Genomic DNA, 26263 nt, shown 5'->3' with positions numbered 1-26263 from the left:
CTTATTCCTTCTGATATATATGATATTCCCCGATTTCTCACAATTTTCGGAACTGGCGAAACAAGGCAATTTTGTACCCGTGTATCAAGAATGGGTTGCTGATTTGGATACGCCGGTGTCTGCGTGGTATCGGGTTTGTGCGGGTCAACCTTACAGTTTTCTGCTGGAGTCTGTCGAAGGTGGGGAAAAACTTGGGCGTTATAGTTTCTTAGGGTGCGATCCGTTGTGGATTTTGGAGGCTAAGGGCGATCGCACAACTCAAGTTTACCGTGACGGTTCCGAAAAAGTATTTACGGGCGATCCGTTTGTAGCTTTAACTGAATGTTTGGAGTCTTATCAACCGGTGAAATTGCCGCAGTTACCGCCGGGAATTGGCGGGTTATTTGGTTTTTGGGGTTACGAGTTAATTAAGTGGATAGAACCGCGAGTTCCCGTCCATCCAGCAAGCGAGAATGATTTGCCGGATGGGTTGTGGATGCAGGTTGATAATTTGCTGATTTTCGACCAGGTGAAGCGGAAAATTTGGGTCGTCGCCTATGCGGATTTGCGGGAGGTTGGCGTTGATTTGGCCGATGCTTATCAGCAAGCGTGCGATCGCGTTGGCAAGTTAGTTCAGAAGCTGCAATCGCCGCTTTCCCGGCAATCTACTCTCATAGAATGGACACCTCCCAATAACGGGCAAGATGCCCGTTCCACAACCGGAAATACAGAATTGGCTTACACGAGCAATATTACCCGTGAAAAGTATTGTGCCAATGTCTTAAAAGCGAAGGATTATATCAAAGCGGGAGATATTTTTCAAGTAGTTATTTCGCAGCGACTAGAGGCTGAATACAGTGGCGATTCTTTTGCACTTTACCGCTCTTTGCGTCTGATAAATCCTTCTCCGTACATGGCTTATTTTCATTTCGGAGATTGGCAGATTATCGGTTCGAGTCCGGAAATTATGGTGAAGGCGGAAAACACTGCTGATGGCAAAAAGATAGCAACTTTGCGGCCAATCGCCGGCACTCGCCGCCGGGGTAAAACTCCTCAAGAAGATGATGCTTTGGCTGCTGAATTGCTGCAAGATCCGAAGGAAATTGCGGAACACGTCATGTTAGTTGATTTGGGCAGGAACGATTTAGGCAGAGTTTGCCGAAACGGTACTGTAAAAGTTGACGAATTAATGGAAATTGAGCGTTATTCTCACGTCATGCACATTGTGAGCAATGTGGTGGGAGAATTGGCCCAGGATAAGACAGCTTGGGATTTGTTGAAAGCTGGTTTTCCTGCGGGTACGGTTAGCGGTGCTCCGAAGATTCGGGCGATGGAGATTGTGCACGAGTTGGAAGGTTGTCGCCGGGGGCCGTATTCTGGGGTTTACGGGTATTATGATTTTGAGGGACAGTTGAATAGTGCGATCGCAATTCGGACTATGGTTGTTCGTTCTCAAGGAGGCGATAAACATTCGGTTTCTGTGCAAGCAGGTGCTGGTTTGGTGGCTGATTCTAACCCGGATATGGAGTACGAAGAAACGCTCAATAAAGCCAGGGGAATGTTGGAGGCAATTCGCTGTTTGAAGTAGCGAGGCGGAGCCTCTGGATCTCTGTTACCAGGCAGAGCCTGGTAACAAGAAACACAAACTACTGTTGAACGAGGGAAATGTGAATTTTTATATAGTTGACGTGTTTGCGGAGTCAAAATATGCTGGCAATCAGCTAGCTGTATTTTGCGGTGCTGAAGTTGCCGAACTATCTGAGGCCCAAATGCTGCTGATAGCGAGGGAAATCAATTATTCAGAAACTACGTTTATTCGATCGCCCGATCCGCGAGATGGCGGCTATGACGTGCGGATATTCACGCCCAAGAAGGAATTGCCCTTTGCGGGTCATCCGACTTTGGGCACTGCGTTTGTGTTGCAGCAAGAGATTATTCGCGAAAAGGTCGATCGAGTAATTCTCAATCTAGCCGTCGGTCAAATTCCCGTTACTTTTAATTATCACAATGAAGCGGCAGATATTTTGTGGATGCGACAAAACCCGCCTAGTTTTGGTCAACTTTTATCAGCCGCAAGTCTGGCAAATGTTCTGAATTTAGAACCCGATGAAATTGATTCGAGATTCCCAATTCAAGAAGTTTCGACCGGAGTGCCGTTTATAATTGTACCATTAAAAACTCTCGCATCGCTCAAAAAAGCTCAAGTCAACTTAGATAAATATTTTGAGCTAGTTGATACAATGGAAGCAAAAGAAATTTTGATATTTTGCCCAGAAACTTACAGCGACCTTAATGATTTAAGCGTGCGAGTTTTTGCCCATTCATTAGGAATTCCCGAAGATCCGGCGACTGGCAGTGCTAACGGCTGTTTGGCTGGATATTTGGTAGAACATGATTATTATGGGTCAGCAAAGATTGATGTCAGAGTTGAGCAGGGTTATGAAATCGATCGACCTTCTTTGCTGTTGTTACAAGCCGCAAAAAATGAAGGGGAAATAGCAGTTTTGGTGGGTGGTAAGGTGGTGATGGTTGCTAAGGGAGAATTTGTGTAAATATTTAATGGGAAATTATTAACCGCAGATGCACGCAGCTAGATTTAGATGCTGCTTTGGCGATCGAGATGTTACAATTTTGCTAATAGCGATCGCAGCACTTTGTCTGCTTCTCGCCGTCGCAGCGCGGGAAAATCAGCCATCTGCGGCGTGAAGCAATTTTGCCTGAGTTTAAACAAAGCGCTTTTTTCGGAAAATTTGCAATTGAGTGCGATCGATCTGAACGACTACTGGCCGTCGCTTGTTGAGGACGATCGCATTGTGTCTGTTTAGCAAAAGCCACTGAGCCAATATTGCCACAATCGCGCGCCTTTTGAGAAACTTGCCTTCAAAACGCGCCATTCGGACGATCGCCTCCTCGATTTTATAACAACAGTTGTTACCCTTCTGGGAAATCACAAAAATCGTTCCCGGTATGTAATCGCCTTCATTTGCCCAGAAAGCATACCTTTCGCCTAAAGTAAAGTAATGAAAAACATTCTTAGCGGTGGAAGTTTTAGCTAACTTTTCCGAAACGCCCAAAGAATTAAAAATTACAGTTGATCGAATATAATCTGGGTACTTTGCGGCTATTTGCTGAGCAACTTTGCCGCCCAAACTTTCTCCGATAACATCCGGCGGATTCCCGCTGTGAAATTGCTGCTTTATCCAATCAATAGCACCTACAGTTTGTGCCGATTTTAACTGGCGTTCTAGTTTTGCCATAAATACATCGGGCGTATCTTCCAAAACGCGCTCGAAAGGATACCAAGAACCGTAGCCACGAATCACGAAAACAGGGGGATTATTGCCAGAAATGGGGAGGCGACTTTCAGCATAAAAACCAGTGCGAGAGTCTTCAAACACTTTTTTTATGATATAATTTCCATCAATAACTTGCCCTTCTTCGTGCCGAATGTAAATTGAAGGATTATTGGGTTTAAAAGTATCGTGCAGTTGGGGTTTGGCAAACTTTTCATACAGGGAATCTAGCAAGTGCCTTCCCGTTTGGCGATCGACAAAATCTGATTTTGTTATTTTCATCCCAAATCTCATTTTTAACTGCTTGTGGGGGGAAACGCGGTATTTTTGCAAAATACCTTTACCCAGATTTGGTAGGGGCGGGTTCACCAACCATATCTAACGATTACCGACAATCTAGATAAACCCGCCCCCCACCACCGATAACCTACGTCAACCCGAAATTTGCATCGCATCGGAAAATGTACATGATGATTTATGGTTCGGTTCGGGCGGGTTTTCGAGATTGTTTGTTTCAGGCAATTATTGTTTGTAACACCCGCCCCTACAAGCACCCGGTACATGATGATTTATGGTTCGGTTCGGGCGGGTTTTATGGATTGTCAATTATTGGCAAATATTGTCGGTGAAACCCGCCCCTACCAAATCCGCCAAATGTACATCGGATTTATCGTTGGGCGAGGGCGGGTTTTATAGATTGTCAATTATTGGCAAATAGTGTAGGTAAAACCCGCTCCTAGCAAATCACTTTTACAAAACTCGCAACGTGCTAGCAACACTATCGACTGCTTCCAGCGCGCGAATTTCATCGAGTGCTTGTTGAAAATTCCCTTCCCTAACATCGTGAGTCACGACGACAATTTCTGCTAAATCGCCGTGAATTCCCGTCTGCACAACTGATTCCAAACTAACTTTGTGGTTGCCGAAACAAGTGCCGAGTTGGCCAATTACCCCCGGAGTATCGCCCGTCAGAAAACGAGCGTAAAAGCGAGTAACAAGTTCCTGCATCGGAGCAATTTTGCAGTAGTGTTGGTGACTGCAACTCAGCAAAGGATGGGGAATCGGAACTGTTTCGGTTTTCAGGATGGCCGCGACATTCATGATGTCGGATACTACGGCGCTAGCTGTGGGGCCCGCACCGGCGCCGCGCCCGTACAGCATCAATTGCCCGATCGGCTCTCCTTCGACTAAAATTGCATTGTAAACCCCGTTGACACTCGCCAGCGGATGAGTTTTCGGCACAAAAGTAGGATGCACTCGAATTGACAGCAGTTCGCTTTCTCCCTCCGCTTGCTTGCCATTGTAGCGGGAGGTTTCTTGAGCAATAGCCAACAATTTAATCACAAATCCCAGCTTGTCGGCGTAGTCAATATCAGCCGCACTAACTTTTCTGATACCTTCGCAGTGAACATCTGCTAATTTGATGCGTCCGCCAAAAGCTAGCGAGGCTAAAATAGCAATTTTATCGGCAGCATCTAATCCATCTACATCTGCTGTGGGGTCAGCTTCAGCATAACCTAATTGCTGAGCGTCGGCGAGCACTTCGGCAAAGTCTGCGCCTTCTGTTTGCATCCGCGTCAGGATGTAATTAGTTGTGCCGTTGACGATGCCGGTGACAGTTTGAATGCGGTTTGCACCTAAAGATTGTTTGAGGCTTTGAATGACTGGAATGCCGCCGCCGACAGCAGCTTCTAGCATTACGTAAACGCCTTTTTTGTTGGCGGCCTCGAAGATTTCATTACCGTAGCGGGCGATAACTGCTTTGTTGGCAGTGACGACGTGCTTGCCGCTGGCAATAGCTTGCAGAATGAGCGATCGCGCCGGTTCCAATCCGCCAATCAATTCTACTACAATATCAATTTCAGGGTCAGTTGCGATCGCTTCTAGGTCAGTTGTCAGCACATTTTCTGGCAATTGTAAAGACCGAGTTCGAGAAATATCGCGCACTCCCACCCGATAGATTTCCAATTCCTGCAACAGCGGATGGCGGCCGTCTGGGGAGAGCAAAATCTCTGCTGTTCCCGCGCCAACTGTACCCAAACCTAACAAACCAATTTTGAAAGCCACGACTTTGACCCGTAGAAACTCAATTAAGCCACAACCATTGTAGGCTATTCCCGTACCGGAGCAATCAAAATAGTATTGTAGGGTACGCATTCAGTACCTTACAAGTCGGATGTAATTGCCCTAAAAACAATTGTAGGGCGAGCCAAGCCCACCCTACAAATCAGATTAAATCAGGTAACACACTAATAAGTTTCAACGTGCCAACGGTGCTCTTTCTTCAACTGTTTCTGATAGGCAGCCCAGTCAACGCCGTACTTGCCAGCCGCGGCCGACATTCCCTCATCAATTCCGCCTTCCATACCCTTCAAACCGCAGATATAAGTGTGAGTATTCGGCTTTTGAACCAATTCCCACAATTGGTCTGCGTTCTCTTGAATCCGGTTTTGAATGTACATCTTGCCGCCGTCAGCATTCTTTTGCTCGCGGCTGATGGCATAAGTCAAGCGGAAATTATCGGGGAACTCGCGCTGCAATTGCTCCAACTCTTCTTTATAAAGAATGTTGGGAGTGTAAGCAACTCCAAAGAACAACCAAGCTAAACCTTTGAATTTGTAATCGGGATTGTTTTCTTTAAACATCCGCCACAAATAAGCCCGGAAAGGAGCAATACCCGTACCGGTACCCATCATAATCACGGTGGCTTCCTCGTCATCGGGCAACAGCATTTCCTTGCCTACGGGGCCGGTGATTTTGACATCATCCCCAGGTTGCAAACCGGTGAGAAAAGTCGAACAAACACCAAAGACTTGTTCACCGGTCTCTGGGCTTTTGTACTCTAGGCGGCGCACGCACAGCGAGACTGTTTTGTCGTCGAGGTGGTCGCCGTGACGGGTGGAGGCGATCGAATACAGCCGAATTTTGTGAGGTTTGCCGTTTTTATCCGTGCCATCGGGAATAATCCCGATACTTTGACCTTCGAGATAGTGCAAATTGCCTCCAGAAATGTCGAAGGTGACGTGGCGGACTGTGCCGTCGCCGCCTTCTCTGACTAATTCTTCTGTAGAAATGCACTTACCAATATAGGGATTGGCAGGTTTGTAGAGGTTAACAGGAACCTGAACTTTTTCCTTGGCTTGAGTCATGGGCTTAGTTTCTTCTCCAGATTTCTGACTCTGTAGCCCTGCTTCTGGTGCGACTTTGCCATTTGTTTCGGGAGCGCTGTTTGAGGGGCGGATGCTGACAATTCTTCCACCCATCCGAGCAATCCGGCGCATTTCCTGATTCATGCGATCGTAGGGCACGGAGATAAATACGCTACCACTACGGCGAATCGGGTTACTTATTTGGTCAGTTGCTTGGCTCTGACGCATACCCTCCACTTCGTAAACAAAGATGCGGCTGCCTGATTCTGAGTTGGCCGCCACACCAGATATGCTTGGGCTGTACATTGGTTGATTTTCCTTCACGATACAGAGTTATAAAGAAAGAGAATGTGACGTTAGACTCAATTTACTTTTTTCTTAAGGCCATCGGGACTAATTGGCCTCGCCAATTTTTGGGCCCCGCCACGCCGGCGGGAAGGTTGAAGTTGCGATCGCTCGCGTATCAAATCCCTACTAGCCGAACGCCGCGCTCACCGAGCCCGCTTTGCGTTCGGCTGTTGACCTATAGCTATTGTTGTCTGCGTACTGCCAATATTTTACCCGATCGGGGGATCTGCCCCGATAAGTCGTTTTGATTGCCGATCGGTGATGGAGTGTGGCATCGGGCAACAAATAGCTCCTATTGACCGAAAGCAGCCAGGTACAAGATCCTGGATTTATGACTCCCAGGCTGACTGACGGGTCAATTCTACAATCTAAAATCTAAAATCTAAAATCTAAAATCTATCGACGTTGAGCTTGTAGTGGGCGATCGCATTCTGGTAAGATCAACTACTAAAGTTAGTGTTAATAGATATTAGGATCTTATGCCCCAAGCAATCCCAAATGCCTTGTGCGATGGGATAGGGAGCTGCGTAGTTCAGCCCAGGCGGGTCAATCCGCTCGAAGTAAAAAAGAAAGGGGAGGGATTCACGCCTCCCATGTCATACATAAATGACTATACTTTTACAAGCTATTAATTACTTGCCTTGAAGATTGCTTGGGTCTTCCCGGGCAGGCAATCAACTCACTGCTGTATGCTGGTGAGAACTCGATGCTATCGCGGTAGCACAGCAGCACAAAGCCTGCTTGCCGCTACCTGCGGGCTGAAATTTTGTGGAATCTAGACTTGAGTTAGTTAGTAAACAGTGATTTTGTTAGAGGGAAACTATGACAAGTAAGCCGGATCGCGTGGTTTTAATTGGCGTTGCCGGAGATTCCGGATGCGGAAAATCTACTTTTTTACGCCGATTGACAGATTTGTTCGGGGAAGATTTCGTTACTGTAATCTGCCTCGACGACTATCATTGTCTCGATCGCAAGCAGCGCAAGGAAACAGGGATTACAGCCCTTGACCCCAGAGCGAACAATTTTGACCTGATGGCAGAGCAAATGAAGGCTCTCAAAGAAGGTCGGGCGATCGACAAGCCGATTTACAACCACGAAACCGGTCTGCTCGATCCTCCTGAGCGGGTAGAGCCGAATCACGTGATTGTGATTGAAGGGCTGCATCCCCTTTACGACGAGCGAGTTCGATCGCTCCTCGACTTCAGCGTCTACCTCGACATCAGCGACGAGGTAAAAATTGCTTGGAAAATCCAGCGCGACATGGCGGAACGGGGCCACCGTTACGAAGACGTGCTGTTTGCCATCAATGCTCGCAAACCGGATTTTACAGCCTACATCGACCCGCAAAAGCAATATGCTGATGTGGTAATTCAAGTGTTGCCGACCAACTTGATCAAAGATGACAAAGAGCGGAAAGTTCTGCGCGTGCAAATGATCCAGCGCGAAGGCATCGCCAATTTTGAGCCTGCGTATTTGTTTGACGAAGGTTCAACAATTAACTGGGTTCCTTGCGGCCGCAAGCTGACTTGTTCCTATCCCGGAATTAAAATGTACTACGGGCCTGATGCTTTCTACGGTCACGAAGTCTCGATTTTGGAAGTAGATGGTCAGTTCGAGAATCTCGAAGAAGTTATTTACATCGAAAGCCATTTGAGCAAGACTTCTGCGAAGTATGAAGGCGAGTTAACTCACCTGTTGCTCCAGCACCGCGAGTATCCTGGTTCCAACAATGGAACTGGTTTGTTCCAAGTGTTAGTCGGATTGAAGATGCGGGCGACTTACGAGAAGTTGACCGCAAAAGAAGCGAAAGTGGCTATGAGTGTTTAGAACGCAGACATGAAAGATTTGGGAGGCGCAATTGCGCCTCTTTTTTTGTGGAGAAATGAACCGCAGAGGGCGCAGAGGGCGCAGAGTAGAGTTAGGGGCAATACAGTTCAGTTAAGCCCGATCCCCCCTAGCCCCCCTTAAGAAGGGGGGGACAAGAACTTACTCAAAGTCCCCCTTCTTAAGGGGGATTTAGGGGGATCTCCGAGGAATAAACACTTTTAACTGAACCGTATTGGAGTTAGGGCAGGGTGTTTGAAAGTAGAGAGGTTAAGAAGGTTTTTCCGGCTTCATTCAGGTCGCTATCTAGGGAAAAAGTTAGACTGCGAACTCGAATATCGTCATTTTTTATATCTAGTGGCTGTGTGAGGTTTTGCGGGTAGACGAGAATTGCATTTTGGCACTTTAAGGCATTGGCGTAAGCAACTATTTGATGAATGTCATTATTGGCTACTTTATCTGGAGCTTTGTATTTTGTATCGAGGACGTATTGAACTTTACTTGTTGCAATATCGCACAGCAGTAAGTCAATCCGATCGAAATAGTTTTTGTCATGTGTGACTCGGTGTTGTTGTTTGACAAAAAAGCCTTTTGGTGTATTTGCTTTGAGCCATTCAGCGACAAATTGTTCATATAAATTAGCCATGTCTATGAGAAAAGGGAGCATTTGGCGATCGCCTGTTTCGTGACTAGGCACTGTGTTATCTAAAAAGAATCGACATAAGGCGTGTAAAAGTTGATAATCTTGATTCAAACGGTGATAATTTCTATCAATACAAGCTTCGGATTTAAAAGGTTTTAATGTAACAAATCCTTGGAGTGCGTGAAACGCTTTTCGCACAGTGGATGAAACAGATTCACGACACAAACCGCTGCGGCCAATGATGAAAAGTGTCCAAGCGAGTATTTGATTATCTTCAATATCGCCTGTTTGTTCGCTATAGTGGCATTTTAGTTTAACCTCCCAAGGTTTTTGCAGGGCTGACCGCAAATCGACGCGGCCGCGAATGTAGGCGAGTCTTTCTGTTTTGGATAAGTAATCGCGATATAATCCTTTGCGACAGCGTTCTAGAATTTTTTGGGCAAGAATGTTAGCTAATTTCTCGTAACTTTGTTCTAAAGAGTCGCACTGAATAGAGCCTTGGGGAAATTTGATCTTAAGGTTGTAGGCATAGTCAATCATTCCGAAGAGGTTGTTTATGGGCACCTGTGGGCGGATGGCGATGTGAAATTCGGGAGTGATGGGAATGTTGCCAACTCTGCCTTTAGATTTTAAGTGCCATTGATATTTTGTTTTAAATGTGGGAAATTCTATATCGATTTCCTTGTCATAATTCTGGTGTATTTTTTGTCCGACTGATTCGGGGATTGAGTATTGTTCAAAGCTTGCGGATTTATATTCGGTGAGTTCGATGATTTGGGGTGATTCTCGTTTCATAGATGCTGTAACGCCGTGTTGGTAGTAATAATGGTAGCGTTAGACGATAAATTGCTGAATTGATATTTGATTTTATCCCAGAGAAATTCATCCATTTTGGCCTGGTTATCAAAGAAGTATTCTTCAAGGTATGGCTCGATTTCCATTTGCCAAATATCTTGGATATCTTCAGCTAAGGTCTTTGTCAAAAAGAAGGATATGCCTAATTCATAGTGTTTGTTGTTAATTGCGCGATTGACATCTTCTAGAATGCTAGTTAATTTATCAACTGGAAAACCGGTTTCCTCTCTGTGGTGATACTGTCGCAGCACTTCATAGTTTGGATAGACGGGAATGAATGCGAAACGGCGGCGGAGTGCATTATCAACTAAGGCAATAGAACGGTCTGCGGTGTTCATTGTGCCAATAATGCGGACATTTGTAGGGATTCTAAATTGTTTACCGCTGGCTAGTATAATAGAGCGTCCTGTGTCTTGTCGGTCATCTAGGAGATACATTAACTCGCCAAATACTTGAGAGAGATTTGCGCGATTAATTTCATCAATAATGAGAACACAAGTGTCTTCACAGGCTTCGGCTTGTTTGCAGAATTCTAGGAATCTACCGGGAACTATTGAGTAGGTTAATTGTCCGTTTTGAGTTATGGGGCGGAGGCCTTCGAGAAAGTCTTCGTAGGTGTAGGCGGGGTGAAATTGGATAATGTCTGAGAAACCGTCACCGCCGCCGATTAAGTGTTTGGCAAGTTTTTCTGCTATGAACGTTTTTCCGGTTCCGGGTGGGCCTTGGATGATGGTTTGGCCTTTGCGGTTAATGGCGTGTATCCATTGGGTTAGTTGGGTTGTTTGAAAACCAGTAATTTCTGAAATTTTTTCTATTTGATACTCTGGATTAAATTCCTTTTCATACACTGAAAAATATTGACTGAGAAGAAGCTCTGGGTTATTATTTGCTCCGGTCAAGTTAAAAATTAATAATAAGGGAAATAGTTTTTTAAAGGTTTGTGCTATTTTTTGAATTAAGTGTTTGGCAGAATATCTTAGTATTTCCTCTGACTCAAGTGAGATCGCGACTTGAACATCAAAACCTCTAAGCCGTTCCAATTCGCTGTTTGGATAGCTATTTATTTCGGATAACATACTTTCTAATAGTTTATGAATAGATTTTTCCGGCTTCATTATGCGCTTTAATCTTTCCCCAAAATCATTGGTTGTTAGACAGCTATAAGAAAAAGAATGTCTGTGAGGAAGGTGATAACGTTTGAGAATTTCGATTAAATTAACGTTATTTGCATAATCTTTGTAGCAATTTACCATTGGCGGGAAAAAATGGTTGTTTCCAGAAAAACCAAAAGTTAATGTCTGGTTTTCAACTGTTAACATTAACTTATCAGATTGCCTACTATTAGCCCTACCGTTAAAACAGTAGTCTACACTGTAGACTACTGTGGATTTCAAAGATTGTGTTTGAATGCTGCCAAAGCTCTCCTGCTTGATATCTATATATTTTTTAATAAAATCCGGCAACTGCTCTTCTACCTGGCTTAAAATATACTTGAGCGGCACTTCTACATATTGTAAAAAATCTTTTTTGTGTTCCCGGTAAAAATCGGAAGTGGGAGTTTCATTAAATTGTGCTAATAGGTTAAATGTGTTTACTGAAAAAGGACTTTCAGGATGTACAAAAACTTGTTCCATTTTTTCTGTATCTTTAAGATGACTTAATTGTTGTTCTTAAATTATTGTAGCCGATCGCCCTTCCCGACACCAGATATCTGAGATGCGATCGCACCCCCCATCCTTACCCTCATCAATAGCCCTCCCAAACCAGTAACACTGGCAAAACCGCTAACAACAGTTCCCGGAAAATTTAAACTTGCGCCGAGTGACTCAGATTTACCAAATTGTGTCTATACTAGATAATTGAATCCGGCGATCGCGACTAATAACAGGTACATTAAGATACAAAGCAGTAGCAGCAATAATGCGATCGGGCAAATCGGGAATTTGCGATCGGTCAACTTGCCTTAAAGTCAAAGCTATATTACGATCGAAAGGAATTTCAACCAATAAAGCCTCATCGCTCTCAACTTCTCTCAATAATAGATCGAGAGTAGTTGAATTAATCCGCCCTCTCTCGCTCAGATAGAGAATTTCTGCTAATGTAATTGATGAAAAAGCCACCTGATTTCCCTCGGCAGCTATCTGTTCTATTGTCGTTCTAGCAGCCACCGAAAGTCGCGCATCGGCAAAGATATACCAGATCACAGCATGAGTATCAGCTACAGCACGCAGCATTAGAAATCCTCCCTTGGGAAATTCGCCCATTCTTCGCTGCGAACTTCATCTATATCAGCGGCAGAAGGTGCAATTCCCAAGTCAGCACATAAACCCCACAATGATTTGCGGGGAGTGGGCCGAACCACTAATTCTCGTTCTATTTCAGGAACAATCCACTTAATCAATCGTAACTTTTCGGCTAGAGACAAGTGCTTAACAAGATTTAAAACCGCCTCAAAAGTCATGTTTTTTATGTTTCAATTTGTGATTGGTGTAATTGTAGCATTTTGGCTGCCAAGGACAGCATCACCCGGTTTGGGTTGAGAAGATTCGTTTACCACGGTTCCCGGAAAATTTAAACTTGTGTCGAAATTATCTAAACGTGCTATATTCAACTCCGTAAACCCTGAACTGCCCTTTCAGGTAATGCAAATTTATCCACGAGTCAACTGAATGCTCTCTACTTTTAAGAAATTAGCTTCAATTGCAATCATCTTTGCAGCCCTCAAACTTTTACTTAATTACCCGCCGTTCAGAGAAATAGAAAATTATATCGCAAATAGAGACCCAGCAAGTGCTACCTTAGACGCTGGAACTCAGCAGCAAAAATCCAGCAGCCCGCCTCCGGTAACTCCCAAAAAATCACCGGAGCAAAAGTTTGATGTAGTAGTATATGGTGATGAAGTACCGGGGATATGTGCGGCGATATGGGCTAAGAAGACTTTAGGCGCAAAGGGCAAAGTTGCGATCGTGCGATCGAACTACGGAAGAGCACCTTTGGGCGGCTTACTCACCCGCGGCGGTTTAGCTTACATCGATTTAGATAAAATCCCCGATTGGTACCGCCAACCCTACGCCCAATGTTTTAAGGAATTCTTAGATAAAGCGAATGCGCGCGAATCTTGCTTAGACCCAAAAAGGGCCGATCAAGCTCTCCGGCAAATGCTTTCAGCAGCAAAAGTCAGAGTAATTTCCAACTCAACTCTTACTCCCCACGTCGTAGATAAAAAAATCGAATATGCCGAAGTAAAAGGCAGCAGTTTAAAAATTAAAGCCAACTCTTTTATTGACGTAACTCAAGACGCAGAATTGGCAAGAAAAGCAGGATTATCTTATTATACAGGATATGAATCTCAAAATATAAAATCCAAAAATGAAACTTTAGCAGTCTCTATTGTTCCGAGAATTACGGGTATAACAATGTCCGAATTCCGCAGAATAGAAGATGAAATTCTCTACAATAGGCCTTTGGTAAAAAAGATTAAAGAAAGCATTACAAAATCTAAAGATCCGGCCAGTACAAAATTCTGGCTGAGGAACTTCTGGAGTACAATTTATCAGCCATATACAGACGGCTACGACATCAGAAGCGTAGCTATAGGAGCAGCGTATCACATAGACAGAAATCTGCCCTTTAGTCAAAATAAAGGATTCTTTTTTGATAAAGGCAATGTGTGCGTTTATAACAAAAATGTGCTGTCCTGGAACGGGTTTCTGTTTAAATACCAAGTTGACCAAATCATGAAGATGGAAGCTAACGGCAGAAAACCGACTCCTGAAATGATTAAAGAAATGTCACATCTCCAACACTGGCTACAAAAGAAGTCTGGTAAAGATGTGAGAGTATTTATTCCAGACGAGATTTATATCAGACAAACTTTGAACGTTCGCGATGTGGTAGATCCGCTGACGGGGAAGGAGATTATCAAAGGGGGAACAGCAGCTTCCAAGTCGATCGGCAGTTTTTCCTACGATTTCGATATGCGGGGCGGAGTCAAGAATTTATCTGCGAGAATTCCGCCGCTGCCAGTGTATAATTTCGGGATAGAAAGCGCTTTGGCTAGCAAAGTCAAGAATTTAGCCATTGTCGGGCGATCGTCGGGTTATGTCGGTATGGCTGTATCCGTCGGGCGAATTGCGACGGTGAATATTTATCAAGGACAAGGTGTGGGCGTCGCCGCTGGTTTGGCTAGCAAGTTCGGCGTGCCGCTGAATTCGATTACTTCGGCTGAAACGAAAAAAACTCTGGAGACTTTAACGGGGAAAACGACGTATTTGTCGGGGAGAGATACGAGTTATGGGGTGGATTATAAGGAGGTGAAATAATCGAGATATAGCTGTCACCCGTGTTGCTATACGATGTTAAACCCGCCTACAAACTATAAACTTTTGTTTGAGTTTGAGAACAAAAAACGCAATTCCTGGAGTTTGATAACTGTTATTCATTGCAATCCTTAATTATTGCAAGTTGTTTTACCAGTAAGACTAAGGCCAAAAGAAAACCGGTTTCTCTGCAAAATCGTGGCTTTCTCCGAGAGAATGCGGGTTTTGGATTAGGGATTTCTGTCAAATAAGATATTAAAAGGATTTTACCACTGAAGATGTCGAAACCTCTTCAATTCCTTCCCACATTTGAGCAACCGAAATGGTTTGCCCAGTCATGGCTTCGTGCCAAGCTTGCCGAAAATCTTGTAGAAGCGCTGCTTTAGATTGGCCCTCTCCGTCAATTTCTGAGGGTTCTGGAATACTCAAAGAATTAGCAGGAGGCATCTCTTGGATTTCTGCTGAGAAAACCTCTGGCAGATTATTTTGCGAAATGATTACCCCCTGACGTTGCTTTTGGCTTAGAAACTCTATAAAACTCGCAACTAATGCCAGATGTTCTGGAGAGAGTCGATCGAGCCATCGATCGATTTGATGTCGAAGTGCTGCTACATTCATAATGCCATCAAACCTTTTAATTTTACCTTCATTTTAACTTGACACTCCCCGCCTTGAATATCGCTCTTCCCTCTGCCTCTGACACGGATGCGGTTCAAAACTCTTCTCCTCCCTTCTATGGCACAATCATAAATAAGATCAAACTCCGAAGCCACCATGACCGCAAACCTACCCCCGCAATACGACCCCCAAGCCACCGAAGCCAAATGGCAAAAATACTGGGAAGACAACCAAACCTTCAAAGCTGACCCCGAAAAAGGCGGCGAACCTTACTGCGTAGTTATCCCGCCGCCCAACGTCACCGGCAGCCTCCACATGGGACACGCTTTTGAAGAGACGCTGATTGATGTCCTCGTCCGCTATCACCGCATGACTGGACGCAATACCCTGTGGTTGCCGGGAACGGATCATGCTAGCATCGCAGTTCAAACTATTCTCGAAAAGCAACTCAAAGCAGAAGGCAAAACTCGCCACGATTTAGGCCGAGAAAAATTCTTGGAACGGGCCTGGGAGTGGAAAGCTGAATCGGGCAATACTATTACTAATCAATTACGCAGTTTGGGCGTGTCTGTCGATTGGTCGCGCGAACGCTTTACGATGGATGAAGGCTTATCGGCTGCGGTTTTAGAAGCGTTTGTCCGCCTGTACGATGAGGGGCTGATTTATCGCGGCAATTACCTGGTGAATTGGTGTCCGGCGAGTCAGTCTGCTGTGTCGGATTTGGAGGTTGATCAGCAGGAAGTTGACGGGCATTTGTGGCATTTCCGCTATCCTTTGACGGACGGTTCTGGTTATTTGGAGGTGGCGACGACTCGGCCGGAAACGATGTTGGGCGATACTGGGGTGGCGGTGAATCCACAGGACGATCGCTACAAACATCTTATCGGTAAAACTGTCACTTTGCCGATCGTCAATCGCGAAATTCCAATCATTGCTGATGAGTTTGTCGATCCGACTTTCGGAACTGGTTGTGTCAAGGTGACTCCCGCCCACGACCCGAATGACTTCGAGATGGGTAAGCGTCACAATTTGCCGTTTATTAACATTATGAATAAGGACGGCACTTTAAATGAAAATGCCGGAGAGTTCCAAGGACAAGACCGATTTGTTGCCCGTAAAAATGTGGTGCAGCGCTTAGAACTTGACGGGGTTTTGGTTAAAATAGAAGATTATAAGCATACTGTTCCATACAGCGAACGCGGCAAGGTTCCGGTCGAACCTTTGATATCTACGCAATGGTTTGTGAAGATCGATCCTCTTTCTCAACGCGCTTTAGAAGCATTAGATCAAAGTAACTCACCAGTCTTTGTTCCTGACAGATGGACAAAGGTTTATCGCGATTGGTTGGTGAAGCTGAAGGATTGGTGTATCTCCAGGCAATTGTGGTGGGGACACCAAATCCCGGCTTGGTATGCGGTTAGCGAAACTCACGGAGAAATTACTGATACGACACCTTTTATAGTTGCAAAAACTGAAGCTGAAGCTAAGGAAAAAGCTACGGCTAAATTTGGTAATGACGTGCAGTTAGCAAGAGATCCAGACGTATTGGATACTTGGTTTTCGTCCGGGTTGTGGCCTTTCTCAACTTTGGGATGGCCGGACGAAACTAAAGATTTGGAGTTTTACTATCCGACTACTACTTTGGTGACTGGTTTTGATATCATCTTTTTCTGGGTTGCTAGAATGACGATGATGGCAGGACATTTTACTGGAAAGATGCCTTTTGATACTGTTTACATTCACGGTTTGGTGTTGGATGAAAACGGTCAAAAAATGTCTAAGAGTAAAAATAACGGTATCGACCCGCTGCTGTTGATTGGCAAGTACGGTACTGATGCTTTGCGCTACACTTTGGTTAAGGAAGTGGTTGGGGCCGGTCAAAATATTCGCATGGAGTACGATCGCAAAACTGATGAATCGAAATCAGTGGAAGCTTCCCGGAACTTCACGAATAAATTGTGGAATGCGGCTAGGTTTGTGATGATGAATTTGGAGGGACAGACTCCGCAGCAGTTGGGAAGTCCTTCTGTGGGAGGTGGTTTGGAATTGTGCGATCGCTGGATTCTTTCTCGCTACAATCAAGTTGTACAGCAAAGCCGCAATTGTTTGGAAACTTACGGTTTGGGGGAAGCGGCGAAGGGACTTTATGAGTTTATTTGGGGCGATTTCTGTGACTGGTATATTGAGTTAGTCAAGTCTCGCTTGCAGCAGGATGCTGAACCAAATTCTAAGAAAGTGGCACAGCAAACTTTTGCTTTTGTGTTGGAAGGGATTCTGAAACTGCTGCATCCTTTTATGCCACACATTACTGAGGAGATTTGGCACACTCTGACTCAAACAGGTGATGGTGAATGTTTGGCTTTGCAAGCTTATCCTGAAGCGGATTCCTCGCTAATTGATGCTGAATTAGAACAGCAGTTTGAGTTGTTGTTCGATACAATTCGCACTATTCGCAATTTGCGGGCAGATTCGGATATCAAACCCAGTGTGAAGGTGACGGCGATTTTGCAAAGCGAAAGTGAGAAAGAACGCCAAATCATCTCAGATGGAGGTGTTTACATTCAGGATTTGGCAAAAGTCGAGAATCTGACAGTTACTGCTAGTTTGGATGCAGATTTGGGACAGACAATTGCTGGGGTGGTCGGTACTGTGCAAGTATTGATTCCTCTGGCTGGGGTGGTGGATTTGGCGGCTTTGCGTGCTAAGTTAGAGAAGAAGTTGAGCAAGGTGGAAGCTGAAATTAAGCATACTGCGGCGCGCTTGACTAATCAGAAGTTTGTGGATAAGGCTACTCCTGATGTGGTTCAGGGCGCGAGGGATGCTTTGGCGGAAGCCGAAAAACAAGCGGAAATTTTGCGCGATCGGCTAAAGTTGTTTTAATAGTTGAGTGGTGACAGTTGACAGTTGACAGTTGACAGTTGACAGTTGACGGTTTTTAGTTTAATGGTAGGGTGCGTGAGGGCGAATAATTTGGGAATCCCAAGGAAAATATTGATTCTCACGCACCGCAGGCGCGATCGGCTAAAGTTGTTTTAATAGTTGACAGTTGACTGTGGCCGGGGCGGGTTTACGAGATAGTTAGTTTCAGGCAATTATTGTTGGTAAAACCCGCCCCTACAAGATCGCAAATCCTACAACAAATAACCAACAGCACGACACGGAATGCACGGATACACGGATAGCTGTTTTTACCCATTACCAGTTACCAGTTAGGAATAACTAATAACTAATTACTAATTACCCTTATGCTATATTTAGCCCAAGTACAAAATCAGGAAATTTTAGGCGAGATAAGTTTGCAATTGCTGGCTTGCCAAAATTCTGATGATACTTGGGCTATTCTTAGTGAAGAAAGTTTCTTGACCTTACCGAAAGATTTTCATCAAAATCCAATTAACTCTGCAACGAATGTTTTAAATGAAGGGATTTTAGTATTAGCAAATGTTGACGAAAATAGCCAGGTTTTGCATATTCAAGCAGCTACAAACTGGGTACTACAATTAGTAGATAAATATTTAACAACAGGTTTTACTCCCGATTTTTTGCAGCAAGAAGCCCAGAAAGCAGAAGATTGGAGGCAATCTCTCACTTTGCAGAGTCAAGAATTGTCTCGCCGCTTGATTGAAGTTGAAGCCCGCCGAGAACAAATTCAAAATTTAGAGGCAAAACTCCAGCAGGAAAAGCAATTATTGGAAAGTTCGATCGCCCAATTGAAAATTCCGCCCGCTACTCCACTAATTTGACTTATAGTTTGACTTAAATTAACACACCAAACGTAGGGACACGGCACTACCGCGTCCCCACTAACCTAATATGCAATTTGCTGGACATCATATAATTTGTAACTTGACAAATACCCCTTACCAGTTGCTGAATCGCCAGCAAAATTGCCTGCGGCTAAAGCACTTTTGACTTCATCCAAGCAGCGGGGAGACACCGCAGTTTCTGAGAATTGCTAACATAAGCCCGCTTCTGAAACACATCATATTGATTGCGTTCGATCGCATTTAAGATTCTGCTGTAGAGCATTGTAGCAGCCCAAACTGTCCACCGGATATCGGGACTGAGCACTTTAATTCCGGGCTCGGCGCTGGCGTATAATTTGCGAGCTCGCTGAATTTGAAACCGCATCAATTCCCGCCAGCGGTTGTCAATTACACCGTTGAATAAATCTTCTTCGGTGTAGTTAAACAAGGCTAAGTCTTCTAAGGGAAGGTAAATGCGGCCGCGGCGGGCGTCTTCTCCGACATCGCGCAGAATATTAGTCAACTGCTTGGCAATACCGAGGGAGATGGCTTCTTCTTTGGGAATTCTATTCCCCCAGTGCCAATTCCAGTTAGCAGCGGAGCTCGATTCGCCTACACCCATGACAGACATCGACATCAGCCCTACAGTACCCGCTACTCGATAACAGTAAAGATTGAGCTCTTCAAAAGTTTCGTAGCGGCTACGGTACAAGTCCATTTGCTGGCCCGCAATCATCTCTCGAAACGGCCCAATGTCGATCGGGAAACGAGACAGCGTATCCACCAAAGCTACGTCGTAGTCGTCGTGAGGATGGCCGGCAAACACAGATTCTAGCCGTTTTTCCCACAAATCCAGGGTTTCAGGGGTCGTTGCATCAGAACCCGGCCCGTCTACGAGTTCGTCGGTGCGGCGGCACCAGACGTAAATCGCCCAAATCGCCCGACGCTTGGCTTCGGGCATGAGTTGAGTGCCTAAATAAAAATTTTTGGCATAACTCGCCGTGACTTGGCGACAGAGTTCGTAGGAGTCATCTACAGAGGCCAGAGTTCTCATGCACTGGAGTTTTGACAGTTGCAGCATCCGAGAATAAGAAATTTAAAGATTAGAACTGATTTTCCCCCGTTTAGAAAACGGGAGATTTTTTTACCTCTTTATGAAAAATTCTTAATTTTTCATTTGTTATTGGCCGTCGAAATAGCCTGCGCTGTCAGCTTACCAGAAAGCACGGCACCTTCCATACTCGCAAGATAACGCTGCATTGTATAATCCCCCGTTAGATAGAAATTGCTAATGGGAGTTGTTTGTGTGGGACGGCACTGCTGGCGTCCGGGAGTGGCTTTGTAGACGGAACGAGGGGTTTTGACTACGTGATATTTGAGCAGTTTGGCTGGTTCTGGGATTTGATCGGGAAAGAGTTTTTCTAACTCGACCATTGTGGCTGCGACGATATCTTCGTCAGATTTGCCGATCCAGTCTTTGGCCGGTGCTAAAACCAGTTCCAGCATGGATTTGTCTGGGTTGGCATATTCGCGGCAGGTGTTGCTCATGTCGGCGTAGACGCTTAGCAGGGGCGATCGCGAGAACAGCAAATGGTCGATATCAGTTAATTTGCGATCGAACCACAAGTGTACATTAATGACGGGTACTCCCTCCAAGCCTTCGAGCTGTTTGAAATAATCCATTTCGCCCCAAGGTTTCGGCATCATCAACTTGAGCGGGTCAACCGGCATCGCGGAAACGTAAATATCGGCGGTCAGAATTTCTGACTCTGCCCCTTTTACTCCCCGAATGTGGAAGCCCCGCACCGTGTTGTCATCGTTGAGCAAAAACTCCCCGATGGGTGCATTCAGCCGGACTTCACCACCGCGCTCAGTTATGTAGTCTACCATCGGCTGACACAACCTTTCTGTGGGGGAACCGTCTAAAAAAGCCATTTTCGAGCCGTTTTTCTCTTGCAGGAAGCGGTTGAGGGCTGTCAGCAGTATGGTTGCGGATATTTCGTGGGGGTCGATGAAGTTGAGCGCCTTGGACATGGCGATGAATACTTCTTTTTCGACTCTGGGGGGGACGTTTTGCTTTTTCAGCCAGTCGGAAAACGAGTATTTGTCCATTGCTTCGACATAGTTTTGACCCTGAAGCATCGCCGGAATCAAACCTATACCGAAGCGGATTTTTTCGGGCCAAGTGAGCATATCGTTGTTGCTCAGGATGGCTGCGACGCCGTTGAAGGGAGCCGGAAGGTCGGGAAAGTCAAAGCGGGAATAGGTTCCGGGGGTTTCCGGCTGATTGAAAATCATCGAGTGCTCTTTCCATTGCAGCCGGTCTTCGATGTCAAGTTCTTTGAATAGTTGGAGCATATTCGGGTATGCACCGAAGAAGATGTGGAGGCCGGTTTCGTACCAGTCGCCGTCTGCATCTTTCCAGGCGGCTACTTTGCCGCCGAGTACGTCCCGACTTTCTAGGAGGATGGGGGTGTGGCCCGCGTCGGTAAGATATTTAGCGCAGGAAAGTCCTGCTAAGCCTGCTCCGGCGATCGCAACTCGCATTTGATACTACTTGGCCTCTGTGTTCGCTTCGTTTTCATTATACTTTACAACTCGTTACATTTTTTGGGAACAATCTGTAGGAATGTGGCGGGGCTTGGAGGTGTCGGCTTAGCCCGAAAGTCCGACAGGGAATGAATTCCCTGTCTCATAGCGCAAGTCCTCTCAAAGAGGACTAATGAGTTCTTCAGTCCTCTTTGAGAGGACTTTAGCTTTGAGGCAGGGGTTTCAACCCCTGCCGGACTGCGGGTGTGACCTTAAGTGCCCTAGTGCCCTATGCCCTAGTAAACGCAATTAACAGAAATTTAGCAATTATTGCTATCATCAATTATGAGGCAAATTTCAATAAATTAGTTAAATTTATGGTACAAACAATTCAATCTAGAAATGTCGCGCTGAACGACTTGGAAACCCAATTCAAAATAGAGTTGATTGAGGATGACCAATTCTTTCGCGAGTGGCAAGATGATTTACCAGAAATCAGCGATCCTGAAAAACAGCGATTAGACAGAGTGAAAGCAAGTTACAGGAATTTGCTTGCTCGTCCACCAATGCTAGAAAATACAGTCAAAATGGTAGTGCTGTCTCCGCTGTGGGATTTAGCTGACTTTTATCTTGCTCCTTTTCACGTTACTTCCGAAAAGTCTCTAGAAATCCTTGACGAAGACGAGGGAGTGATTGTGAGAGGACAGTTGGATGTTTTGGCTTTGTTTCAGGAGTTTTGGGTAGTGGTGATCGAGTCCAAGAAGGCTGCGTTTTCTTTGGAGGTAGGGATTCCGCAATTACTAGCTTATATGTTAGCTAATCTTAAGGGCGATCGACCTACTTACGGATTGTTAATGAATGGCTCTAGTTTTTTGTTTGTCAAATTAGTTAAAGGGGAAACACCGCAGTACGCTTTTTCGCGCTGGTTTTCTATGTTCAATCCGGGGAATGATTTGTACAGTGTGCTGAGTATTTTGAAGCGCCTCGGCGAGTTGAATATTAGTAATCTGGTTTAGTGGGGGAATCAGAAACCGGGTTTTTGCGAAAATCTTTGGTTTCACCCGCAGATTCGGTAAAAAACCCGGTTTCTTTGGTTGGAGTGCATAAGTCCTGAAATGGATGATTTCAGGTTCCCCCGGTTATGCCGCAAAGGTGCGATATGCTTCCAAGGCTGCTTGTTTCACTGTTTCTGGCACGATCGGAAAAGTAGTCAAAATATAGGCAAATTCGGCTTCGGTTAAGCCGTAAAGGTGGGCGATGATGCCGTCTAATTCGGCTCGCAATTGAGCGCGTTCAGTTTCATCGGTAACGCCTTCTCGGTGGGAGTTTAAGCCGACTTCTTGGGCTAATTCGTCAAATTCTGGGGCGGTGCAGATGAGTTTGGCGGCGCGCTGTACGATGTCGGTGAAGTATTTGTCACCTGATGCTAATCGCGGGACAGGTAACTGGTAGACATAAAAGAAATTTATGTTAGTTGAAACTCGGAATCGAAGTGCATAATCCAGAAGAAAACTATTCCAAACAGAGACTAAATATAAACACTGATGATTATTAGGTGGAGTTTCACTACCTTGTGAGCAACGTAACACTGACTGAAAGCTTTCTGCTTGAAAGTTAGGTGGGATAACTGTTGCTATCATTGTTCTTGTGTTTGTACTGCCTGTAATCTTACGGAACCCAGCCCTATAAGTTTGATAATCTAAAGTTTGCCCTCTATCCTTTTCTTTGCCAAGTACCGCGGATCTTCCTTCTGATTCCTCTATCCAATAACGCGGCTCGCAAAGAGTATGAGTAAACTGCTCAATCATCTTACCTTCATAAAGTGGCAGTCTCCCTTTCCCTGGTTCTTGCTGGAATAAATGACTGTCATTAGTCATGTGAAATTCCGCAGTTAACCGCAGATTCCATTTACCCTCTATCTGTTCGCCCAGCAAAGGGAATTGCAGCATTTTCTCAGCAATCCGAATGTCTCCCAGATTTTTAAACTCCATCACCGAAAGAGAGTCAGGAGATAACTTCCGCACCAATTCAACGCTAATCTTTAAACTATCGTTATTGGGAAAACCTTGCAGTTCCTGCACGTCTAGCCGCATAAAAGCCGACGGAAAATCAGTTGTCTTGCTCCCTTTTGAAAAAGTGAGGACAACAAATTTAAAACTGCGATGAACGCCCTCAAAGATTGTGCGAAGATTCTCAAAACAAAATAAACCCGTGACTTTAGTTTGCTCGAACAACATTTCTCGCAGTTGTTTAGTCCCCAAATCGGTGTAGATACCGCTGGGGATAACAATTCCACACTCCCCACCATCACGGAGTAAATTAAAGCATAGTTCTACAAACAGCTTGTACAAGTTAATATCTGTTCCCGCTTTCTTCCCATTAACAATCGAAATTTGATTTTTATACTGTTCTGCTGAACGATAGTAAGCACTAACGTAGGGAAACTGACTCTGATACTCTAAGTATTGCTGCTGAATTTTAGGATTTTTGATAAGCTCAGCAAATCTTGATTCAAAATCTTTAATATTAGTGTTGCGTCTTTCAATATCAGGAGCAAATTGATAGCAAAATTCTTTAGCAATTGGCTTAAAAGTTTCCCAAGGTGGATTAGTAATAATCGCATCAAAACCGCCCCGTTGATGCAAAATCTCATCAAACTCATAGCCCCAGTGAAAAGGCTTCAAAGCTTCTATATCAGCGAGAGTCAGGGTACGCTTAATCGGCTTACCGCTAATCTGTGCTTGTTCAAACTTAATTTTTAACTGCTTGAAATCTTCCAACAAAATCTTATTAATATTTTCGATAGCCGGCGCTTTCTTTTCCGCAATTTCATCTCGTAAACTCTGCAAGTTTTGGCTATAGGTAGTCGCATGACGGTAAATAGAAATCAGACGGTTTTTCTCCTCTAATACTTGTCTATATGTCTTGTGAAACAAATTTAACTGAGTTCCACTTCCTTCATATTCTGCGTCATCCACCCGCAGTAATCCTATTAAAGAATTGCCCGCCATGATGTTAAAATCAATATTCGGCAACGGTTCCAAGTCGTTGACATTCTGCGCGGCCGAAACTAAGGCTAAAAACAGTCGCAATTTAGCAATTTCCACGGCTTCCGGCATGATATCCACGCCGTAGAGGTTATCGCTAATAATCCGTTTTTTGATATAGTAGTTAAGTGAACTATGCTCTTTTTCGATGTCTTTTAGGTAGTCATTGAGGTAACGATCCTTTAAAAACTTGCTTGTACCGATGACTGTTGAATAGATGTAAATCAGCGTTTTCATGGCTGCGACTAAAAACGCGCCGGAACCGCAGGCTGGGTCTAATAATGTTAGGTTTGGGAGGATTTCTGTTAGCAGGCTGCGGCAGAGATTGGCGTCGAGATTGGTGAGGAGTTCGGTGATGGTTTCAAAGTGATGGGGAATCGGGCATTGGGCATCGGGCATGGGGAATTGGGCATGGGGTAGGCACGGGGGCACTTGGGGTAGGCACGGGGGCACTACCCCTACAAAACCCTGGTTTGCCTCATTGGTGGTAGGGGCGGTGCCCCCGTGCCCGCCCTCATTAACTCTATCGAGGATTAGTTTGTTGATTGTGCGATCGCACAAATATTCAGTAATCTCCGGCCTGGTATAATAAGCACCAAAGGCTTTTTGGTTAATGTATTTCTCAAAAATGTATCCCAAAACCGCCGGATTAATTTCGTTTTCCTTCCCGCCCACTGTATCGTCAAGATTCCAAGAATAGGCGGCAAATAACTTAAATATTTTCTCAAAAGCAGCATCGGGTATGGCAATATTCGGATAATTTTGTTCGATGGGATGTTCGAGAAACAGTCCGCCATTCAAATATTTAACATCGCCGATTAATTCTTTAACCCCTTCCTCCCGCAAATCCAGAGGTTTAGCAAATCCATCAAAAAACAGTGTTTTCAAGAATTGCGAGTAAAATAAATCCGTTCCCCGCTGTTTGCTTTCGGCTAACTTTTCCTGCAAATACAGCATTTTGCCGCTGTCGATAAATCCTTTGCGCTGCAAAAAATAAACAAACATCAAGCGGTTGAGTAAAACCGAAGTATACCAGCGCCTATCTGTTTCCTTGTCAATGCCGCGAATCACACTTAAAAATTCAACGTGTTGCTGTTTAAACTCTTCAAAAAACTTTTTAGTTACTCGTTCGACATCCAAGCCAGCCTGCAATCTTTGGGCGACATCAATCACCGAAAGCGTTTCTAATTCTTCTAAATCAACCTTTAAAGCTGTCACTTTACTCAGCAGCAAATCGCAAGGTTCCCGTTTCACGTATACATGATCGCGGGGATAAAGCTTTGTACCTTCGCGCTTTACCCAATACCAGAGACATTTGGTGCGATTTTTGTCAATAAAAATCAACAAATTTTCGGCGGAAATTTGGACGATTTCGCGATAAATTGTCAGTCTTTCGGCGCTGTTGGGGATGTTTCCGCTATCGGCGATAATTTCATATACAACTACTCCGTTAAGTTGGGCGATGGCTTTTCGGGAATAAGTCTCGCCTTCTATTTCTAAAGATACGGTTTTGTGGGATGATGGATTATCCCAACCGAGTTTTTGGACGAACAATTTGTTGAATTCAAAGTCTTGGAGAAGTTCGCGGGATTCTTTAAGTGTTTGTGGCATGGTTATATATGAAGGAATAAGGGAGAACTGTAGTAGGGACACGGCACCGTGTCCAAGGCGTGTCAAATTAACGTTAAACCGAGAGTCAGATAGTCCGACAGTCCGACAGTCCGACAGGGGTTGAAACCCCTGTCTCAAAGCGAAAGTCCTCTTAAGAGGACTGAGAAGAAAAATTTTCAATTCATGAGTCGTCTTTAGACGACTTTCGCTATTAGACAAACAGTTCGACAGTCCGACAGTCCGACAGGGGTTGAAACCCCTGTCTCAAAGCGAAAGTCCTCTTAAGAGGACTGAGAAGAAAA

19 protein-coding genes are annotated in these 26263 nt (G+C 44.8%); 8 read left to right on the top strand and 11 right to left on the bottom strand.

Annotation, left to right across the window (positions count from 1 at the left end; genetic code table 11):
* Positions 1-19: 19 nt before the first annotated feature.
* The 3 genes from trpE (at position 20) to QUB04_RS15855 (ending at position 2685) form a co-directional block, all read left to right on the top strand.
* Entirely contained in the window at positions 20-1567 is a 1548-nt protein-coding gene (trpE, locus tag QUB04_RS15865; RefSeq protein WP_333285691.1) for an anthranilate synthase component I, read from the top strand.
* Positions 1568-1646: 79 nt separating this feature from the next.
* Entirely contained in the window at positions 1647-2531 is an 885-nt protein-coding gene (locus QUB04_RS15860) for a PhzF family phenazine biosynthesis protein (RefSeq protein WP_333285689.1), read from the top strand.
* A gap of 28 nt (positions 2532-2559) precedes the next feature.
* Positions 2560-2685, top strand: a complete 126-nt coding sequence (locus QUB04_RS15855; RefSeq protein ID WP_333285686.1) for a hypothetical protein — start codon at positions 2560-2562, stop codon at positions 2683-2685.
* 17 nt (positions 2686-2702) lie between these two features.
* Here the strand turns inward: QUB04_RS15855 and QUB04_RS15850 are convergent, their stop codons facing one another.
* From QUB04_RS15850 to petH, 3 genes are all read right to left on the bottom strand, one after another.
* On the bottom strand, positions 2703-3554 hold the full coding sequence (locus QUB04_RS15850) for a hypothetical protein (protein WP_333285684.1): 852 nt from the start codon (positions 3552-3554) through the stop codon (positions 2703-2705).
* Between the two features lie 468 nt (positions 3555-4022).
* The gene (locus QUB04_RS15845; RefSeq protein ID WP_333285725.1) at positions 4023-5339 is read right to left on the bottom strand and encodes a homoserine dehydrogenase; all 1317 of its coding nucleotides are present in this window, start codon (positions 5337-5339) and stop codon (positions 4023-4025) included.
* A 182-nt stretch (positions 5340-5521) separates the two neighbouring features.
* Positions 5522-6727, bottom strand: a complete 1206-nt coding sequence (gene petH, locus QUB04_RS15840) for a ferredoxin--NADP reductase (protein ID WP_333285682.1) — start codon at positions 6725-6727, stop codon at positions 5522-5524.
* Positions 6728-7591: 864 nt separating this feature from the next.
* Here petH and QUB04_RS15835 point away from each other — a divergent pair.
* Complete coding sequence (locus tag QUB04_RS15835) at positions 7592-8596, top strand: phosphoribulokinase (RefSeq protein WP_333241886.1); 1005 nt, start codon at positions 7592-7594, stop codon at positions 8594-8596.
* A 238-nt stretch (positions 8597-8834) separates the two neighbouring features.
* Here the strand turns inward: QUB04_RS15835 and QUB04_RS15830 are convergent, their stop codons facing one another.
* The 4 genes from QUB04_RS15830 to QUB04_RS15815 form a co-directional block, all read right to left on the bottom strand.
* Positions 8835-10031 (bottom strand): 5-methylcytosine restriction system specificity protein McrC, encoded by a 1197-nt coding sequence (locus tag QUB04_RS15830; RefSeq protein WP_333285680.1) that lies wholly within the window; start codon positions 10029-10031, stop codon positions 8835-8837.
* A complete protein-coding gene (locus tag QUB04_RS15825) occupies positions 10028-11725 on the bottom strand; it encodes an AAA family ATPase (RefSeq protein WP_333285678.1) in 1698 nt (565 codons plus the stop codon). The genes QUB04_RS15830 and QUB04_RS15825 overlap by 4 nt, the downstream gene beginning before the upstream one ends.
* A 198-nt stretch (positions 11726-11923) precedes the next feature.
* Positions 11924-12325 (bottom strand): type II toxin-antitoxin system VapC family toxin, encoded by a 402-nt coding sequence (locus tag QUB04_RS15820; RefSeq protein WP_333285676.1) that lies wholly within the window; start codon positions 12323-12325, stop codon positions 11924-11926.
* Positions 12325-12552 (bottom strand): hypothetical protein, encoded by a 228-nt coding sequence (locus QUB04_RS15815; protein ID WP_333285674.1) that lies wholly within the window; start codon positions 12550-12552, stop codon positions 12325-12327. The genes QUB04_RS15820 and QUB04_RS15815 overlap by 1 nt, the downstream gene beginning before the upstream one ends.
* A 208-nt stretch (positions 12553-12760) precedes the next feature.
* On the opposite strand from QUB04_RS15815, the gene QUB04_RS15810 reads away from it, so the two are divergent.
* Positions 12761-14413, top strand: a complete 1653-nt coding sequence (locus tag QUB04_RS15810) for an FAD-dependent oxidoreductase (RefSeq protein ID WP_333285672.1) — start codon at positions 12761-12763, stop codon at positions 14411-14413.
* Positions 14414-14665: 252 nt separating this feature from the next.
* On the opposite strand, the gene QUB04_RS15805 is transcribed toward QUB04_RS15810, so the two are convergent.
* Positions 14666-15028: a hypothetical protein gene (locus QUB04_RS15805; protein WP_333285670.1), complete on the bottom strand. Its 363-nt coding sequence runs from the start codon at positions 15026-15028 to the stop codon at positions 14666-14668.
* 156 nt (positions 15029-15184) lie between these two features.
* Between QUB04_RS15805 and QUB04_RS15800 the strand changes: the two genes are divergently transcribed.
* Both QUB04_RS15800 and QUB04_RS15795 read left to right on the top strand, forming a co-directional pair.
* Complete coding sequence (locus tag QUB04_RS15800; RefSeq protein ID WP_333285668.1) at positions 15185-17908, top strand: valine--tRNA ligase; 2724 nt, start codon at positions 15185-15187, stop codon at positions 17906-17908.
* Positions 17909-18273: 365 nt separating this feature from the next.
* Entirely contained in the window at positions 18274-18771 is a 498-nt protein-coding gene (locus QUB04_RS15795) for a hypothetical protein (protein WP_333285666.1), read from the top strand.
* Positions 18772-18925: 154 nt separating this feature from the next.
* On the opposite strand, the gene crtB is transcribed toward QUB04_RS15795, so the two are convergent.
* Both crtB and pds read right to left on the bottom strand, forming a co-directional pair.
* Complete coding sequence (gene crtB, locus QUB04_RS15790; protein WP_333285664.1) at positions 18926-19855, bottom strand: 15-cis-phytoene synthase CrtB; 930 nt, start codon at positions 19853-19855, stop codon at positions 18926-18928.
* Between the two features lie 92 nt (positions 19856-19947).
* The gene (pds, locus tag QUB04_RS15785) at positions 19948-21321 is read right to left on the bottom strand and encodes a 15-cis-phytoene desaturase (protein ID WP_333241906.1); all 1374 of its coding nucleotides are present in this window, start codon (positions 21319-21321) and stop codon (positions 19948-19950) included.
* Between the two features lie 359 nt (positions 21322-21680).
* On the opposite strand from pds, the gene QUB04_RS15780 reads away from it, so the two are divergent.
* Entirely contained in the window at positions 21681-22319 is a 639-nt protein-coding gene (locus QUB04_RS15780) for a restriction endonuclease subunit R (protein WP_333138323.1), read from the top strand.
* A gap of 123 nt (positions 22320-22442) precedes the next feature.
* Here the strand turns inward: QUB04_RS15780 and QUB04_RS15775 are convergent, their stop codons facing one another.
* Positions 22443-25961: an Eco57I restriction-modification methylase domain-containing protein gene (locus QUB04_RS15775; RefSeq protein WP_333285661.1), complete on the bottom strand. Its 3519-nt coding sequence runs from the start codon at positions 25959-25961 to the stop codon at positions 22443-22445.
* Positions 25962-26263 lie beyond the last annotated feature (302 nt).

The organism is Microcoleus sp. D2_18a_B4 (genome assembly GCF_036702475.1).
Taxonomy (GTDB): Bacteria; Cyanobacteriota; Cyanobacteriia; order Cyanobacteriales; family Microcoleaceae; genus Microcoleus.
This window is presented reverse-complemented; position numbering and strand designations above follow the sequence as displayed.

Coding starts and splice junctions, on each gene's coding strand:
- trpE (WP_333285691.1), top strand. CDS start 20: ATGATATTCCCCGATTTCTCACAATTTTCGGAACTGGCGAAACAAGGC.
- QUB04_RS15855 (WP_333285686.1), top strand. CDS start 2,560: ATGCACGCAGCTAGATTTAGATGCTGCTTTGGCGATCGAGATGTTACA.
- QUB04_RS15850 (WP_333285684.1), bottom strand. CDS start 3,554: ATGAAAATAACAAAATCAGATTTTGTCGATCGCCAAACGGGAAGGCAC.
- petH (WP_333285682.1), bottom strand. CDS start 6,727: ATGTACAGCCCAAGCATATCTGGTGTGGCGGCCAACTCAGAATCAGGC.
- QUB04_RS15835 (WP_333241886.1), top strand. CDS start 7,592: ATGACAAGTAAGCCGGATCGCGTGGTTTTAATTGGCGTTGCCGGAGAT.
- QUB04_RS15830 (WP_333285680.1), bottom strand. CDS start 10,031: ATGAAACGAGAATCACCCCAAATCATCGAACTCACCGAATATAAATCC.
- QUB04_RS15825 (WP_333285678.1), bottom strand. CDS start 11,725: ATGGAACAAGTTTTTGTACATCCTGAAAGTCCTTTTTCAGTAAACACA.
- QUB04_RS15820 (WP_333285676.1), bottom strand. CDS start 12,325: ATGCTGCGTGCTGTAGCTGATACTCATGCTGTGATCTGGTATATCTTT.
- QUB04_RS15815 (WP_333285674.1), bottom strand. CDS start 12,552: ATGACTTTTGAGGCGGTTTTAAATCTTGTTAAGCACTTGTCTCTAGCC.
- QUB04_RS15810 (WP_333285672.1), top strand. CDS start 12,761: ATGCTCTCTACTTTTAAGAAATTAGCTTCAATTGCAATCATCTTTGCA.
- QUB04_RS15805 (WP_333285670.1), bottom strand. CDS start 15,028: ATGAATGTAGCAGCACTTCGACATCAAATCGATCGATGGCTCGATCGA.
- QUB04_RS15800 (WP_333285668.1), top strand. CDS start 15,185: ATGACCGCAAACCTACCCCCGCAATACGACCCCCAAGCCACCGAAGCC.
- QUB04_RS15795 (WP_333285666.1), top strand. CDS start 18,274: ATGCTATATTTAGCCCAAGTACAAAATCAGGAAATTTTAGGCGAGATA.
- crtB (WP_333285664.1), bottom strand. CDS start 19,855: ATGCTGCAACTGTCAAAACTCCAGTGCATGAGAACTCTGGCCTCTGTA.
- pds (WP_333241906.1), bottom strand. CDS start 21,321: ATGCGAGTTGCGATCGCCGGAGCAGGCTTAGCAGGACTTTCCTGCGCT.
- QUB04_RS15780 (WP_333138323.1), top strand. CDS start 21,681: ATGGTACAAACAATTCAATCTAGAAATGTCGCGCTGAACGACTTGGAA.
- QUB04_RS15775 (WP_333285661.1), bottom strand. CDS start 25,961: ATGCCACAAACACTTAAAGAATCCCGCGAACTTCTCCAAGACTTTGAA.